The sequence below is a fragment of the Actinomadura sp. WMMB 499 genome (assembly GCF_008824145.1).
GTDB lineage: Bacteria > Actinomycetota > Actinomycetes > Streptosporangiales > Streptosporangiaceae > Spirillospora.
Genome location: NZ_CP044407.1, coordinates 4,791,116 through 4,806,899 on the forward strand (window position 1 = coordinate 4,791,116; position 15,784 = coordinate 4,806,899).

A 15,784-nucleotide genomic window follows, 5' to 3' on the forward strand; every position below is an offset into this window, starting at 1 on the left:
GGATGCCCCACCATCTGATCTTGTAAACGCGGGGACGTACGGATGATCCGCACATCCCCGCGAGAGATCACGACATACCGAGATGTTTCCGGGCGAAGTCGATTTCGGCCGCCATCTGGGTGATCCGTTCCTCGACGACCAGCGAGCCGTGCCCGGCGTCGTACCGGTACACCTCGTGCGGCCGGCCCAGCTCGCCGAGCCGTCCGAGATAGTTGTCGATCTGCCGGATCGGGCAGCGCGGGTCGTTCTCCCCGGCCAGGATCAGTACCGGCGCCTTCACCCGCTCCACGTACGTGATCGGGGACGACTCCCGGTACCGGTCCGGGACCTCCGCGGGCGACCCGCCGAACAGCGACCGGTCGAACGCCTGGAGCCCCTCCATCTCGTCCTCGTACGCCGACACGTAGTCGGCGACCGGCACGGCCGCGACGCCGACGCTCCAGTCGTCCGGCTGCGTGCCGATGCCGAGCAGCGTGAGGAACCCGCCCCACGACCCGCCGGTCAGGACGAGCCGCTCCGGATCGGCGAGGCCCGACGACACCGCCCAGTCGCGGACGGCCTTGATGTCCTCGAGTTCGGTGAGCCCGACGCGTCCCTCGATCGCGTCGCGCCACTCCGAGCCGTACCCCGTCGAACCCCGGTAGTTCACCCGGACGACCGCGAACCCGTGGTCGACCCACGCCGCGGCGGACGCGACGAACGAGTCGTCGTCCTGCGCGGTCGGTCCCCCGTGGACGTCGAACACCGTCGGGTACGGGCCCGCCGAGCCGTCGTCCGGCTTGCTGACCAGCGCGTGGATCCGCCCGCCCGGACCGTCCACCCACGCGTCCTCGACCGGTACCGACGGCGGCGCGGCCGGTCCGGGCGGCGTCAGCACCACCGCCCCGGACGTCGACCGGATCACCGGCGGCTCCGCGGCCGACGACCACGAGAACTCGACCGTCCCGTCCGGCCGGACGTCCGCGCCGCCGATCACGCCGCGCGGCGTGTCGATCCGCGTCAGCTCGTCCGTGCCCAGGTCGTAGCGGTACAGCTCGTCGCGCGCCTCGTGCGAGTGGGAGACCAGCAGCGCCGTCCCGTCCGGGTACCAGTCCGCGCCGACCTCGCCCGGCAGGTCCAGGACGATCTCCCGCTCGGTGCCCGCGACCGGGTCCCAGATCAGCGTCTCGTCGCGGCCCCGCCGCTCGTGGTTCACCAGCAGCCGCGCGTCCCCCGCGACCGGCGCGAACCCGGCGCCGTAGACGCCCTTGCCCGGCCCGTCCCACAGGTCCGCGACCGCCGACCCGTCCGGACGGACGACGCGCAGCGCCATGTGCCGGCTGTCGCCGTGCTCGCTGTGCCCGATCGCGATCAGCGTCTCGTCCCGCGACAGCGCCGCGACGTGCGCGTCCTCCGCGTGGTGGTACAGCACCTCGGGCTCCGCGCCCGGACGGCACAGGTGGATCGTGTTGCCCGCCTCCGTCGTGCGGCCGACGACCGCGAGCCCGCTCGCGCCCAGGCTCAGCCCGGACGGGTACGACGGCTCCAGCCCGGGAACCGCCGGGACGCTCCCGGCACCCCCGCCCCCGTCCTCGTCCGCGTCCTCGCCCGCGTCGAACCGGACGCGCTTCCACACGCCGAACTCGTCGCCGTCCGTGTCGGCGAACCACCACACCCACGTACCGGACGGGTCCACGCCGCCCATCCACGTCCCGTTCGGCCGGTCGGTCACCTGGCGCCGCGCGCCGGACGCCCGGTCCCACGTGTAGATCTCCCACGTGCCGGTCACGTTCGACCGGTAGACGCTGCGGTCGGGCGCGTCACGCGCCCATCGGGGCAGGCTGATCCGGGCGGCGCGGAACCGCGCCTTCCAGCGCTCTTCGTCGACCATGCCCCCAGTATGGCCGCCGGGGCGCGGGCTCAGGGGGCGAGCGGGCCCAGCAGCCGGTCGATCGCCGCCCGCACCTGGCGGTCCATCGCCGCCGCGAACCCCGCCTCCACGGTCACCTGCGCGCCCGGCCGCAGCCGCGCCAGCGTGTCCGTCAGCTCCCCGAGGTCCTGCTCCTCCAGCCGTCCCACGACGTGCGTCGCGATGAGCTCGACGAACATCGCCGCGAGGCCGTCCATGCTCTGCTGCAGTTCGCGCCCGGCCGACAGCACCGCGTCCAGCGGCACACCGGCCCGGACGAGCGCCACCGTGGCGTCGAGCTGCCGGCGGCTCCAGTGCGTCACGCGGTCGCCGTCGATCTCGATGAGCCCCAGGTCCAGGGCCCGCCGCACCGACTCGGCCCCGACCTCGCCGGGGAACAGCGCGGCCAGTTCGTCCATCGTCATGGTCACCGGCACCTCGGTGGACCACGGCGTCGTGACGGCCTTCTCCACGCCGAGCACGGTGCCGATGTCGCGGCCCTGCTCCCACGCCGCCAGCAGCTCCCGGATGCCCTCCAGGGTGTGCCCGCGCTCCAGCAGGTTGGCGATCATGCGCAGCCGCGCGAGATGCTCGTCCGAGTACAGCCCGATGCGGCCCTCGCGGCGCGGGGGCGGCAGCAACCTGCGCTCCTGGTAGTAGCGGAGTGTCCGCACCGGCACACCCGCGGCTTCCGCGAGCTCCCCGATCCGGTATTCCCGTACGCTCGGCTCCGTCACGGACTCATCGCTCACGGGCGTCAGCATAGTTCGCGCGGAGCCCGAAACCGCCCCCGCGCCGGAACGGCCGCCGCCCGGCGCACGTCTGAGCAGAGCCGCGCCCGCCGCCCCGGGGGGCTCGAGATCGAAAGGCGAGAATGATGACCAGAAGAGTCGCCCTCACGATGACCGTGGTGGTCGCCGCGTTCGGCCTGACGGCATGCGGAGGCGACGGGGACCGGTGGTGCGAGCACGACGCGACGGACACGCGCGTGAGCAACAGCCACTGCGAGAACAACGAGCCCGGCTACGAGTGGGAATCGGACGGCGACAGCGGCAAGAAGTCGAAGAAAAAGAAGAAGACGAACCACTAACGGCCGGCACGGCGGCAAGCGGCATCACCGGCACGCGCGCACCACCCGGTCGACGCGGCGGGACCCGGACCGGTCGGCCCGCCGCGCGCCGCCCCGGTCACGGGGCGGCGCGGGTGCGGCGGACGGTCATGATCCTTCGTTGCCGCCGCCGTCGCCTGCGGCTCTCGTCGTCGTCCCGCGGGTGCCCGGCCGGTTCGGTGGCGAGCAGGTCGCGCAGGCCCCGCGGGACGACGTCCTCACGGCGGTCGGTGAACGGCGAACGCATCGGGTTCATGTCCCTCTCCTTCGGGTTCACACGGTTCACGCGGGGGACGGTTCGCGCGGCGTCGGCGGGTCCCGGTAGGCGCGGGACACCGCGGCGAGGGCCCAGCGCATCCGGGTGAGGTAGGCGTCCGGGTGGTCGCCCGCCTCCTGCGCGATCTCCGCGAGGCACGCGCCCCGGTCGCCGCCGCAGGCGCCGAGCCGCGCGCCGACGGCCGTGCGGACGTCCTCGGCGGACGGGTGGTCGGACTCCTGCAGGGCGGAGCCGTACAGGAGCTGCGCGAGTTCTGTGGTGTTCATCGTGGTGAGGATCGAGGTATCGGACATCGTTGCCTTCTTCCTGCGGCCGGATCCCGTCTCCGGGCCGCGTCCCTCTACCGCCGGTACCGACTCTGCCCGGTCGATGGGCTCATCGCCATCCGGGAAAACCCTCAAGAAGGATGTGGATCACCCAAGAGGTCCCCTGGAGCGGGGTTCAGGGTGTATGGGCGGGGCCCGGGAGTCCTGGCGTGTCGCCGACCTCGCCTGTGGCCGCAGGGAGTGCCTCGGCAGGGAGGGACTTGATGTTCCGTGGTGAGAAACGGATGTTGTACATCCGAGCTTAGCCGCCGCCTGCAAATTCTTTGAGGGTGCCTTGGGGTCGTTCCCGCAGCGGGCGGGCCAGGGCTTCGCACCACGCGCGGACGGCCGGGTGCGCGCCGCTCCCCCTCCGCGTCGCGGTGAACAGCCGCCGCACATGCCCGGCCCCGCGCCCCCGCGGTAGCCGGACGAGCCGGACCGCCGGTGCTCCACCCGTCCAGACCAGGTCGGGGAGCAGCGCGGCGGCGTGCCCGCGCTCGACGAGCCGCAGGTGCAGCAGCAGGTCGGTCGACTCGTACCGGACGTCCGGCTCGAACCCGGCGTTCCGGCACAGCCGCGTCGCCCACCGCCGGGACGCCGTCCCCGCGGGCTCCATCACCCAGGGAAGACCGGCCGCCGCCGCCAGGGCCCCGCTCGGGTCCTCGGAGACCGCGGGCGGCCCGGGAAGCGCGAGCCGCATCTCGTCCTCCCCGAGGTCCGCGTACTCGATCCCGTCCGGGCGCGGGGTCGGCTCGTCCTGGTACTCCTCGGTGACGGCCACGTCGAAGTCGCGCGCGAGCAGCGCGGGCAGGGCGCTCTCCGGCTCGCACTGTGTGACCTCGACGCGCAGCCGCGGATGGGCCTCGGCGAGCAGGCCGAGGGCGTCCGGGACGAGCGCCAGCGCGGCCGTCTGGAACGCGGCGACCCGCAGCGTCCCGGTCAGTCCCGCCAGGGAGGCCGCGAGGTCGGCCTCCGCGCGTTCGAGCCGTTCCAGCACCGCCTCGGTGTGCGCGACGAGGATCTCGGCCTGCGGCGTCAGCCGGACGCGGCGCCCGACCGGTTCCAGCAGCGGCACCCCCGCCTCCCGCTCCAGGACCGACAACTGCTGCGAGATCGACGACGGGCTGTACGACAGGGCTTCGGCGACGGCGGCGAGCGTCCCGCGATGCTTCAGCTCGCGCAGCAGCCGGAGCCGGTGCAGATCCAGCATCCTCCGAGCCTCCCGCAACCCTTCACTTCTACTGACGATTATCGCTCGAAAACATGTGCTGGACCGAAGAAAGGCCATCACGAAAACCTGAACGCATGACCACGCTGACCGGCACCACCTGGTACACCCGGCCCGCTACCCGGGGCGGCCGTCCACCCGAGGCCCCGCCCCCCGAGATCGCCGCGTTCCACCGCACCCTTCCCGGCTACGCCCCGACCCCGCTGGTCGAACTGCCGTCGCTCGCCGCCGAACTGGGCGTCCGCCGGCTGTTCGTGAAGGACGAGTCGTCCCGGTTCGGCCTGCCCGCGTTCAAGATGCTGGGCGCGTCCTGGGGCGCGTTCCGGGCGCTGTCCCGGCACTACGGCGTCCCGCTCGCGGACGCGACGCTCGGACGCCTGCGTGCCCGCACCGGGGAGCGTCCCGTCCGGCTCGTGACGGCGACCGAGGGCAACCACGGACGGGCGGTCGCCGCGATGGCCCGCATGCTCGGCGCGCGCGCCCGCGTGTACGTCCCGTCCGGGGTCCACCCGGCCGCGGTCGCCGCGATCGAGGGCGAGGGCGCGGAGGTCGCGGCGGTCGCGGGCTCCTACGAGGAGGCGGTCGGACGGGCCGCGGACGCCGCCACGGCACCCGACACGCTGCTCGTCCAGGACACGTCCGTCCCCGGCCACGACCAGGTACCGCAGTGGATCGTGGACGGCTACTCCACCCTCTTCACCGAAATCGACGACGAGCTGAGCGCGCGCGGGGTCGAGCCACCGAGCCTGGTCGCCGTCCCAGTGGGGGTGGGGTCGCTCGCCCAGGCGGCCGTGGCCCACTACGGACGGACGTCGCCGCCCGCGGCACTCCTCACGGTCGAGCCGGACGCGGCGCCCTGCCTGCTCGCGAGCCTCGCCGCCGGCCGGCGCACGACGATCGCGACACGAACGACGATCATGTCCGGGCTGCACTGCGCGACGCCGTCCGCACTCGCCTGGCCCCACCTGCGGGAACGCGTGGACGCGGCCGTCGCCGTCAGCGACGGCGACACCGTCCGCGCCGCCCGCGACCTCGCGGCCCGCGGCGTCCACGCCGGTCCGTGCGGCGCCGCGTCCCTGGCCGGCGTCCGCGCCGCGCTCGCGCCCGGCCGCCGCGCGGCGCTCCCGCGCGGCCACGACCGCACGGTCGTCCTGCTCGGGACCGAGGGGGCCGCCGCGAACCCCCTGCCCTGACCCCCGGGACACAACTCCGAAACAGGGGGGACACCGGTCCTACGCGTCGGTAACATGCCATTACTCGCGGGTACGGACCTCACCGCGAACCCATCCCGGCCGGAGGTGACCGATGCGGACCACCGCCGCTCCCGTGACCAGGCGCCTCACCGACCGCCTCGACGAGATCGCCGTCGAGGTCGCCGGCAGCATCACCGCCCGCGTCCCCGCCTACGCGCACCTCCCCGACAAGGTCATCACCCGGGCCCTGCGCGACGGCCTCGTCGTCTGCACCGGCGCCCACGGCAAGGCCGCCGCGCTCGACTGGTTCCGCCGCCTCGGCGCCCGCTCCGCCCGCGCCGGCCAGGACGGCCGCCAGCTCGAGTCCGCGCTCCGCACCGGCGCCCGCGTCCTCGTCCGCGAACTCGCGGGCGCCGCCGCCCGCCTCTACCCGCCCAACGACGAGTTCGTCGCCGTCATGGAACGCGCCTTCACCGGCGAGGCCGAGATCATCGAGGCCACGCTGACCGCGCACCGCATCGCGCACGCGGCCGACGGCCGCCCCTGACGCGGAAGGTCACCCCTCCCCGAAGCGGTGCACGGCGCGCTCGTTCGGCACGCAGTGCGTCATCTTCAGCCCACCGACGTCCCGCGGACCGTTCTTGCCCAGCGCGCCCAGCCGCCGCCGGTCCTCGTCCGTCAGCGTCTGCCCGGGCAGCGGCTCCAGGTGCGCGACGGCGTCCGGCCCGATCCCGAGCCCGTCGCCGACCCGCAGGCCCAGCTCGTCCTCCACCAGCAGGAAGTGCCAGACCATCCGCTCCTGCACCGGCCTCTCGCACCGCGACAGCTGACCGACGAACGTCTCGACCAGCGCGTCGCGCTCCCACTGCTCCATGAGCAGGTAACGCTGCCCCGCCTGCACGTAGTCGTTCGTCCGCGCGATGCGCTTGCGCGTCACCCGGCCGCGGATCTCCGGACCCTCGTCGTCCTCCGTCGGGTACTGCGCCTCCTTCAGCCCGCCCGTGATCGACGGCTCGTAGTTCACGTGCGGGTTCGCGCCGCCGTCGTCCACGAAGAAGGCCATCTCCCCGTCCCGCTGGTTCGTCCGGACCGCCGCGCCCCTGGCCCGGTTGACCGGCAGCTGCAGGTAGTTCGGCCCCACCCGGAAACGCTGCGTGTCGCTGTAGGAGAACGTGCGCCCCACCAGCATCTTGTCGTCGGAGAAGTCGAGCCCGTCCACCAGGACGCCCGTCCCGAACGAGATCTGCTCGTTCTCCGCGAAGTTGTTCCGGACGTTCTCGTTCAGCACCATCCGGCCCACCGGACGCGGCGGGAACTCGTTCTCCGGCCACACCTTCGTGTCGTCCAGCGGATCGAAGTCGAGCTCCGGGTGCTCCTCGTCGTCCATCATCTGCACGACGAGCTCCCACTCCGGATAGTCGCCCCGGTCGATCGCCTCGTGCAGGTCCTTCGTCGCGTGCCCCAGCTCGTGCGCCTGCACCGCGGCGGCGTCCGACTCGGTCATGCTCCGCACGCCCTGCTTCGGCAGCCAGTGGTACTTGACCAGCTTCGTCTCCCCGGCCTGGTTCACCCACTTGTACGTATTGACGCCGAATCCCTGCATATGCCGGTAATCGGCCGGGATGCCGCGCGGGCTGAACAGGTTCACGAGCATGTGCATCGACTCGGGCGTCTGCGACATGAAGTCGAAGATCCGGTTGGGCTCCTGCCGGAACGTCACCGGATCCGGCTTCAGCGCGTGGATCACGTCCGGGAACTTGATCGCGTCCCGGATGAAGAACACCGCCAGGTTGTTCCCCACCAGGTCCCAGTTCCCGTCCTCGGTGTAGAACTTGACCGCGAACCCCCGCGGGTCCCGTGCCGTCTCCGCCGAGTCCCGTCCGCCGATCACCGTCGAGAACCGGATCGCCAGCGGCGTCCGCTTGCCCTGCTCCTGGAACAGCCGCGCGCGCGTGAAGTTCGCGATCGGCTCGTCGCCCCACCTGCCGTACGCCTCGAAGTACCCGAACGCCGTCACCCCGCGCGCGTGCACCACCCGCTCCGGGATCCGCTCCCGATCGAAGTGGCTGATCTTCTCGAGGAACTGGTAGTTCTCCAGCGTCGCCGGACCCCGCGACCCGACCGTCCGCTGGTTCTGATTGTCGTAGACCGGATGGCCCTGCCGATTCGTCAGCACCCCTCGATCGTCGCCCGGCTGCGCTCCCCTGCTCGAAACGTCGGTCACGACGCCCCCTTTCGCTGATCCCCTCAGCCGCACCTACCCGAGAGGCCGCGGGAAGAAGTCACGCCCGATCCGATCTAGGTGAACGCTTTAACCGACCGGGCGGAGCAGCCCCAGCTCGGTGAACACCTCCATGCACCAGGCCAGCGCGGTGTCCGCCGTCCGCCACTGCTCGTCGCCCGGCTCCAGATAGGGCAGGACGTACGGATCCGTGATCCCGTCCGGCAGATCCTCGGGGAAGCACGCGTACGGAGCGCCTCCGTAGTTCTCGCCGTGCACCCGCCGCGCCACCGGCTCCGCGGCGCCGTCCCAGACCGCCAGCCACAGGCGCCGCAGCATCGCCGGATGCGCCATCACGAACATCAGCCGCCCCACGTCCAGCGGCTCCGCCGCCGACACCACCCGGACCACCCGCCACCGCATCGCCTGCTCGACGCTCGCACCCGCCTGCAGCAGCTTCGCCGCGTCGAGGCAGGCCCGCGGCGAGAACATCACCGGCAGCCGCTTGCTCTCCGCGGTCGCCCGCAGCCGCCGCACCTCCGCGATCACCTGCCGCGCCTCCTCCTCTCGCGACGGCGCGTGCGCGAGCGCCACGCGTTCCTCCGGCTCCTCGTCCACCGGCACGTCCACGACGACGAACCGGTCGAGCGTGCTCGAACGCCCGGCGGAACGGCGTCCCGTGGTACTGGCCGTGCGCGTCGTAATACCCGAAGATCTTGCTCATCGGCGTCGTCGGGCCCAGCGACAGCGCGTGGAACTCCTGCCCGAACGCCTCCGCCGCCTGCCGCGCCATCATCGACTTCCCGGTCCCCGCGGGCCCCACCAGCAGCACGTGGCACCCGGCCCCGAGCGCCAACAGCACGTCCGGCAGGACGGCGTGCGCGTGCCCCGCCACCCGGACCTCGGGAGCCCCCGCCACCCGGACCTCGACCACCGGCGGCACCGTCCGCTCCGCCACCTCGGCGACGGCGCGGGCCGCCTCCTCCCGCGCGAACCCGCCCACCGCCCGCGTCAGCTCGGCCCGCGACTCCTCCAGCGCCTCCCACGCGTTCGCGAGCTCCTCCTCCACCGCCGCCCGCGCCCTCGGCGTTCACCCCGCGACCTGCTCCGCGGTGCGCGCCGCGGCGCGTTCCGCGACCTCCTCCGCCGTCCGGACGATCTCCTCGGCCCGCGCGACGCGCTCCCCTGCCACCGCGCGCGCGACCCGCTCGACCACGCGACGCGCCGTCGCCTCCATCGTCTCCTCGGCGTACGCCGTCCGCGCGAACGCGTCCGCGTGGTGCATCACGGTCTCGAACGCGACGCCCCCCGCGATCTGCCGGACCTCCGCCCTGAAACTCTCCCGCATGCCCCGAGCATCGCCCCCCGCCCCCGGGACCCCTCCCGCGAGGCACCGGCGGGGTCACACCAGGCGCTTGATCTCGCCGTAGGCGCGGTAGAAGCCGCCGCGTTCGGACGTCCGGACGCCCTCGACCGCGTACCTGGCGCCCGCCTCGCGGATCCCCTTCGGGAACTGCACGTTCCAGCCCTGCTCGAACCCCTCGCTGATGACCCGCACGCGCAGCCGCGGACCGTCCTGGTAGCACTCCACGAGGATCGCGTCCCCCGGCTGCGAGGTCGTCTCCAGCACCGCCACCGGCTCCGCCACCGGCAGCGACGCCGCCACCTTCACGTCCACGGGCTTCGGCACCGTGCCCTGCTGCGCCGCGCGGATCGCCGCCTCGGACGCGTCGATGCACACCAGCGAACCGTCCGTCGTGACGATGTACACCCGGTCGTCCAGGAACTGCATCGAGTAAGCCGACCCGTACCCCGAGCCGAGCTTCCACAGCCGGGTGCCGTCCGCGTCGAAGCAGTAGATCGACGAGTGGTTGTCGCCGGCGAAGACGTAGCGCCCGTCGGCCGACGCCGCGCAGGAGAACACCGCCGCGTCGCACTGGTACACCGCCTCGACCGCGCCGTCCGCCTTGGCCAGCCGGTACACGTCGTTCTGCCCGGTCGCCGCGTACACCGACCGCACGCCCTGCCACCCGAAGAGCACGTTGCCGCCGACCCGCGTCCGCCACACCTCCTTCCCGTCACCCGCCGCGTAGCGCGCCACACCGCGCGAATGCCCGTGGAAGACCGCGTCGTTCCCGGCGTCGCACCGCACCATCCAGGCCGAGTCGCCGTCGACGTCCCGCGACCACTGGAACTCGTCCTCGTGGTCGACGGCCGTCAGCCCGCCGTTCCGGTCGGACACCCCGAGGACCGCGTCGTCGATGTCGAGCCAGTAGATGTCGACGTCCGCGGAGATCTCGTACGCCACGTGCGGAACCTTGCCGCTGAGGTCGTACACCCGCCCGTCGTCGCACCCCGCGTAGATCCAGAAGTCGTCGGCGACGATGCACTTGACCCCGTCCGGCAGCCGGTACCGGCCCGTCACGGTGCCGTCGTGCGTGACGGTGTAGACGTCGCCCCGCTGGTTGCCGACCCAGCACCGCTCCTCGTCGACGAAGATCCCGAACGCCGCCGCGCCGCTCGCGAACCGCCACAGCACCGGCGCCCGGTTCGCCGTCGACCGCCTGCTCTCGATCGTCCGCCGGCTGACCGGCCGCGCGGCCCGCACGCCCCGCACCGCCGGCGCGTACCCCTTGCGGGCCTTCTCCGCGATCTTCTTCGCGGCCGCCGCCTCGGCCTTGGCCTCGGTCGCGAAGTCGGACACCTTCGTCTGACCGGACGTCCCGATCCGCCCGTAGGTGATCGTCACCCGCGTCCCGGATCGGACCACCTCGTAGAACTTGTGCGCGCTGCCGTCGTCCTCGGACAGTTCGAGGTAGGTGCGGTGCTCAGCCATGCCGGCCTCTCCGGTCGGATCGAAACTTCCGCCCTGAACGTACGAATCGGGTCCGACAATCCACCCGCATCCGGCGTGGACCAGGCGAAACCACACCCGGCCGTTCAGCGGGCCACGGCCAGCCGGTAGCCCTCGTCGGCGTCGAGCAGCTCCCGGTGCGTGCCCTCCATGGTGATGACGCCGTCGTCCAGCACGAGGACGCGGTCGGCGGCGTCCAGCAGGGCCGGGCTCCCGGTGAGCACGATGGTGGTGCGGCCCCGCCGCAGCTCGGCGACGTTGCGCGCGATGAGCTGCTCGGTGACGGCGTCGACCGCGGTCGTCGGATCGTGCAGGACGAGGACGTCCGTGTCGGCGGCGAGGGCGCGGGCCAGGCACAGCCGCTGGCGCTGCCCGCCGGACAGGTTCGCCCCCCGGTCGCGGACGCCGTGGTCGAGGCCCGCGCGGTGCAGGGCGACCACGTCGGTGAGCATGGACGCCTCGACCGCCTCGGCCACCGCCCGTCCGGTCCCCGAGGGGTCGATGTTCGTGCGGAGGGTGCCCGCGAAGATCTCCCCGTCGGACGGGTTGACCAGCATGTGCTCGCGGATCGCCTCGACCGACAGGTCCGCCGCCTTCTGCCCGCCCACCCGCACCACGCCCTCGTACGCGCCGGGCGGGACGTTGACGGCCAGGACCGACGCGAGGTCGGCCGCCGCGCCCGGCCGGTACGCGGCGATCGCCACGAACTCGCCGGCGGCCACCTGGAAGCTCAGCCCGCGCAGGGCCCCGTACCGGACGCCGTCGGCCTCCAGGCCGTCGCCCGCGGCCGGGCGCTCCGAACCGGGGGCCATCACCGGCGGCGCGGCCAGCACCAGCGCCATCCGGTCGGCGGACGCCCGCGCGGTCATCACGTACTTCGGCATCTCCGAGAACAGCTTGAGCGGTTCCATGATGAACTGCGCCAGTCCCACCGCCATGACGAGTTCCCCGACGCTGATCTGCTCCTGGAACGCGAGCCGTCCGGCCAGCAGGGTCACGGCGGTGGCGAGGACCGCGTTGAGGGCCAGCGCGGTCCCGGCGTACGCGCCGTTCGCCCCGGCGACGCCGATCGCCTGCCGCTCCGCCTCCTCGCTGACCTTCCGGTAGGACCGGAACGCCGCGTGGTTGCCGCCGAAGCCGCGCAGCGGGCGCAGCCCGACGATCAGGTCGGCGACCTTCGCGCCCGCCCGGGCCACCCGGGCCTGCTGCTCCCGGGTGGCGGCCCCGATCCGCCTGGACAGCACGCTCAGGGTCGACAGGATCGCGACCGTCCCCACGATCACCAGCAGCCCGAGCCGGACGTCGGCCATGGCCAGCGTCACCGCCGCGATCAGCACCGCGACCAGCGAGCTGATCAGCAGCGGCACGACCTCGATGATGTCGGCGGTCTGGTCGGCGTCCTCGGTGGCGACGGTGAGCACCTCGCCTGCCTTGAGATCGGTGTCCACGGCGACCGGCCGCAGCCCGCGACCGGCGACCGCCACCCGCCAGCGGTGTGCCTCGGTCGTCCCGGCCTTCTGCAGGATCCGCATCCCGAACCGCCACGAGAACGACACGGTCGCGGTGATCACGGCCAGCGCGACGATCGCCAGGCCGAGCGCGCCGGGGCTCCGGTCCCGCATCGTGTGCTCGACGATCAGCCCGAGCGCGATCGGGAAGGCGGTCTCCCCCGCCTGGTACATGCCCATGAGGACGGTGCCGCCGGTCATGGCGCGGGCGTTGCGGCGCAGCGTCGTCCGGAGGATCTCCGAGCCCGTCCGGGGCCCCGTGTCAGGAGTCGTCATCGCGACGGCGCGCCCTCCCGCCATGCCCGCCACAACCGCGCGTACCGGCCGTCCAGGGCGACCAGCTCCTCGTGGGTTCCCCGCTCCACCACGCGTCCCGCCTCCAGCACGGCGATGCGGTCGGCCGCCATCGCCTGGGTCAGCCGGTGCGCGACGAACAGCGTCGTGCGGCCCCGGCACGCGGCCGCGACCGCCCGTTCCAGCTCGGCGGCGCCCCGGCTGCCCGCCTCGGCGGTCGACTCGTCCAGCACCGCCACCGGCGCCCGTCCCAGCACCAGCCGGGCCAGCGCGACCTGGGTGACGCCGGTGGCGTCCAGGCGCTCCCCGCCCTCGCCGACCCTGGTGTCCAGCCCGCCCGGCAGGGCGTCGACCCATGCCCCGGCGCCGACCGTGCGCAGCGCGTCCAGCAGCTCGGCGTCCGTGGCCTCCGGCGCGGCCAGCCGCAGGTCGTCGGCGAGCGTCCCGGAGAACACGTGCGTCTCCTGCGTCAGGATGCTCACGAGGGCCCGCGCCCCGGCCTCGTCCAGATCGGCCAGGTCGGTCGACCCGATGCGGACCGATCCGCTCTGCGGGGTCCCGATCCCCGCGATCAGCGCGGCCAGGGTCGTCTTGCCCGCGCCCGTCGCCCCCACCAGCGCGAGCGATCCGCCGGCCGGGATCGTCAGGTCGACGTCCCGCAGGACCGGTCCGTCCGCGCCCGGATAGGCGAACGTCAGCCCCTCGACCGTCACCGGGTACGCCGCGACGTCCCCCGGCGCGGCCGCCGCATCGCCCACCAGCCGGCGCTCCGCCGTCTCGCCCAGCACCCCGACCAGTCGGGTCAGGCTCGCGCCCGACTTCTGCGCCTCGTCGAAGGTGAACATGATGGAGCCCAGCGGATTGAACAGCCGGTGGAACAGCAGCGGCGCCGCCGACACGTCGCCCAGGCTGGCGGCGCCGGCCTCCAGCAGGACGTATCCCATCGTGACGATCAGGGTCAAACCGATGAACTCCGCCCGGTTCTCCCTGCCGACGAACCGGCCGAAGAACCGGAAGACCTCGATGCCGAGGTCGCGCACCCGCCACGACTCGCGCGTGACCCGCTCGCGGAAGTCGTCCTCCAACCGGTACGCGCGGACGGTGTCGATCCCGTTCAGACCGCTGATCAGCGCCTGCGCCCGATCGGCCTGGGCCACCCGCTGCCGCTGGTAGAGCGGGGCCGACCGGGGGAGGTACCAGCGCAGGGCCAGCGCGTACGCGGGCAGCGCCCCGGCGCCCGCCAGGCCGAGCCGCCAGTCCAGGCCGAACATCCCGGCGGTGGCGATGGCGACCAGCACGCCCGCCGAGAAGACCGTGGGGACGGCCGTCCGGATGCCCTTGGACAGCACGGCGACGTCGTCGCCGACCCGGGAGAGGACGTCCCCCCTGCCGACCTGCTCGACCCGTGCGCTCGGCATTCCCAGCACCGCCCGGACGGCCCCCTCCCGCAGCCGCGCGAGCAGGTTCGCGCCGAGCCGTCCGATCAGGTGGGTCGACGCCGCGGTGGCCGCCGCGCCGAGCAGCGCGGCGGCCAGCATGAGGGCACCGGTCGTGACCAGGACGGACTGCGGCTCGTTCCGCACCACCCCGTCGACCACGCGGCCGAGCAGGAGGACCGGGAGCACCTGGAACGCCGCCCCGGCGACCGTGGTGAGCACGGTGGCGGCCGACAGCCACGGCAGCCCGCGGCAGTGCGCCACGACCCACCGGACGGCCTCACGTCCGGTCGCCGTGTGCAGGCTCGCCGTGCGCGGGGTCGGCGGGGCGGCGTCGGTGCTCATCTAGGCGACCGACTCGACCATTTTGTCGATCGCGTACGGCAGGGACAGCAGCGTGCTCTGGGACACCGCCGCTCCGACCGCCGGCCCTTCACTGTCCAGCAGGTACGACACCTTGCCCTCCTTGGCGGCGGGAAGGTTCGTGAACAGCTCGAACTTCTTCAGCGCCGCCTGGTCCGCCGCGTCGTTGATGACGAAGATGCGGTCGACGTCGATGAGGTCCATGCGCTCGGGGGACAGCGTGGTGAAGAACTTGCCGTCCGCGATGTCGTCGATCTGCGTGGCGCCCTTGAACCCCATCCCGGTCAGCAGCTGCCCGCGCACGTCGGTGGTGGTGAACGGCGCGACCGCGCCCTCGTACCAGGACAGCGCGACGGCGGTCTGCTCCGCGAACTCCGGGTGCGCCTTACGGGCGGCGTCCAGCTTGTCCTGGATGCCCTGCACCAGCTTCTTGCCCTCGTCCTCCCGGCCGAGCGCCTTCGCGATGTGCACCGCGTTGTCCTGCCACGGCGCGCTGAACGGTTCCTTCTCGGTCTTCGTCCGGCCCACCGTGGGAGCGATCTTGGAGAGCTTGTCGTAGGCGGCCTTGTCGATCTCGGAGTAGACCGCGATGATCAGGTCCGGGCGCAGCTCGGCGATCTTCTCGAAGTTGGGGCCGGAGTCGCCGTTGTTCATGACGACCTCCGGACGGGCGTCGCCCCACTTGTCCTTCACCCAGGGCCACTGGGTGTTGATGTCCGGGGACGTGCCGGGCGGGTTCGGGTACTGGTCGACCATGCCGACCGGCTTGATGCCGAACGCCAGGATGGCCTGGTCGTCGGTGTAGCCGACCGAGACGACCCGCCGCGGGGCCTCGGTGATCTCGGTGGAACCGAACGCGTGCTCCACGGTGACCGGGAAGACGCCGCCCGCGGCGGCCGGAGCCCCGTCGTCCGCCCCGTCCGTCGACCCGGAGCCGCACCCGGCCAGGAGGCCGGCGCCGAGGGTGGCGGCGGCCAGGACCGCCGCCAGTCTTCGCAGGGATCTCGTCGTGATCGTGCGCTGGAGGAGCATTCGAAACCCCTTGCTTCCGTGCGTCCCCTGCGAAGCAGGCGAACCCTATTGAAAGAAGGCAAGGCTAACCTAAACAA

The 15,784-nt window shown here is 73.0% G+C and carries 15 protein-coding genes and 1 pseudogene; 3 read left to right on the plus strand and 13 right to left on the minus strand.

Annotation, left to right across the window (positions count from 1 at the left end):
* Nucleotides 1–67 precede the first annotated feature (67 nt).
* Both F7P10_RS21205 and F7P10_RS21210 read right to left on the minus strand, forming a co-directional pair.
* A complete protein-coding gene (locus tag F7P10_RS21205; RefSeq protein WP_151011501.1) occupies nucleotides 68–1,870 on the minus strand; it encodes a prolyl oligopeptidase family serine peptidase in 1,803 nt (600 codons plus the stop codon).
* Nucleotides 1,871–1,899: 29 nt separating this feature from the next.
* Entirely contained in the window at nucleotides 1,900–2,640 is a 741-nt protein-coding gene (locus tag F7P10_RS21210) for a MerR family transcriptional regulator (protein ID WP_254715934.1), read from the minus strand.
* Nucleotides 2,641–2,762: 122 nt separating this feature from the next.
* Between F7P10_RS21210 and F7P10_RS21215 the strand changes: the two genes are divergently transcribed.
* On the plus strand, nucleotides 2,763–2,978 hold the full coding sequence (locus tag F7P10_RS21215; protein ID WP_218040096.1) for a hypothetical protein: 216 nt from the start codon (nucleotides 2,763–2,765) through the stop codon (nucleotides 2,976–2,978).
* Between the two features lie 97 nt (nucleotides 2,979–3,075).
* Here F7P10_RS21215 and F7P10_RS42560 read toward each other — a convergent pair whose 3' ends face one another.
* From F7P10_RS42560 to F7P10_RS21225, 3 genes are all read right to left on the minus strand, one after another.
* A complete protein-coding gene (locus F7P10_RS42560; protein ID WP_176611597.1) occupies nucleotides 3,076–3,252 on the minus strand; it encodes a hypothetical protein in 177 nt (58 codons plus the stop codon).
* Between the two features lie 26 nt (nucleotides 3,253–3,278).
* Nucleotides 3,279–3,566, minus strand: coding sequence for a hypothetical protein (locus F7P10_RS21220; protein WP_151011508.1), 288 nt, complete (start codon nucleotides 3,564–3,566; stop codon nucleotides 3,279–3,281).
* A 274-nt stretch (nucleotides 3,567–3,840) separates the two neighbouring features.
* A complete protein-coding gene (locus F7P10_RS21225) occupies nucleotides 3,841–4,788 on the minus strand; it encodes a LysR family transcriptional regulator (protein WP_151011511.1) in 948 nt (315 codons plus the stop codon).
* A gap of 95 nt (nucleotides 4,789–4,883) precedes the next feature.
* Between F7P10_RS21225 and F7P10_RS21230 the strand changes: the two genes are divergently transcribed.
* Nucleotides 4,884–5,999: a pyridoxal-phosphate dependent enzyme gene (locus F7P10_RS21230; RefSeq protein WP_151011514.1), complete on the plus strand. Its 1,116-nt coding sequence runs from the start codon at nucleotides 4,884–4,886 to the stop codon at nucleotides 5,997–5,999.
* A 112-nt stretch (nucleotides 6,000–6,111) separates the two neighbouring features.
* A complete protein-coding gene (locus tag F7P10_RS21235) occupies nucleotides 6,112–6,546 on the plus strand; it encodes a hypothetical protein (RefSeq protein ID WP_151011516.1) in 435 nt (144 codons plus the stop codon).
* A gap of 9 nt (nucleotides 6,547–6,555) precedes the next feature.
* On the opposite strand, the gene F7P10_RS21240 is transcribed toward F7P10_RS21235, so the two are convergent.
* The 8 genes and pseudogenes from F7P10_RS21240 to F7P10_RS21265 all read right to left on the minus strand — a co-directional run bounded on the left by F7P10_RS21240 (nucleotide 6,556) and on the right by F7P10_RS21265 (nucleotide 15,707).
* Nucleotides 6,556–8,223 carry a catalase gene (locus tag F7P10_RS21240; protein WP_151011519.1) on the minus strand — a complete coding sequence of 556 codons (1,668 nt, stop codon included), beginning with the start codon at nucleotides 8,221–8,223 and terminating at the stop codon, nucleotides 6,556–6,558.
* 87 nt (nucleotides 8,224–8,310) lie between these two features.
* Nucleotides 8,311–8,838 carry a hypothetical protein gene (locus F7P10_RS44525; protein WP_254716874.1) on the minus strand — a complete coding sequence of 176 codons (528 nt, stop codon included), beginning with the start codon at nucleotides 8,836–8,838 and terminating at the stop codon, nucleotides 8,311–8,313.
* A 94-nt stretch (nucleotides 8,839–8,932) separates the two neighbouring features.
* Nucleotides 8,933–9,016: pseudogene (locus F7P10_RS45485) on the minus strand (hypothetical protein); the annotation flags it as partial.
* A 294-nt stretch (nucleotides 9,017–9,310) separates the two neighbouring features.
* Complete coding sequence (locus tag F7P10_RS43415; RefSeq protein WP_218040098.1) at nucleotides 9,311–9,568, minus strand: hypothetical protein; 258 nt, start codon at nucleotides 9,566–9,568, stop codon at nucleotides 9,311–9,313.
* 54 nt (nucleotides 9,569–9,622) lie between these two features.
* Complete coding sequence (locus F7P10_RS21250; RefSeq protein ID WP_151011522.1) at nucleotides 9,623–11,056, minus strand: WGR domain-containing protein; 1,434 nt, start codon at nucleotides 11,054–11,056, stop codon at nucleotides 9,623–9,625.
* A gap of 104 nt (nucleotides 11,057–11,160) precedes the next feature.
* Nucleotides 11,161–12,858, minus strand: a complete 1,698-nt coding sequence (locus F7P10_RS21255) for an ABC transporter ATP-binding protein (protein ID WP_151011525.1) — start codon at nucleotides 12,856–12,858, stop codon at nucleotides 11,161–11,163.
* Nucleotides 12,855–14,657 (minus strand): ABC transporter ATP-binding protein, encoded by a 1,803-nt coding sequence (locus tag F7P10_RS21260; protein ID WP_151011528.1) that lies wholly within the window; start codon nucleotides 14,655–14,657, stop codon nucleotides 12,855–12,857. The genes F7P10_RS21255 and F7P10_RS21260 overlap by 4 nt, the downstream gene beginning before the upstream one ends.
* On the minus strand, nucleotides 14,658–15,707 hold the full coding sequence (locus tag F7P10_RS21265; RefSeq protein WP_151011531.1) for an iron-siderophore ABC transporter substrate-binding protein: 1,050 nt from the start codon (nucleotides 15,705–15,707) through the stop codon (nucleotides 14,658–14,660).
* Between the last annotated feature and the right edge of the window lie 77 nt (nucleotides 15,708–15,784).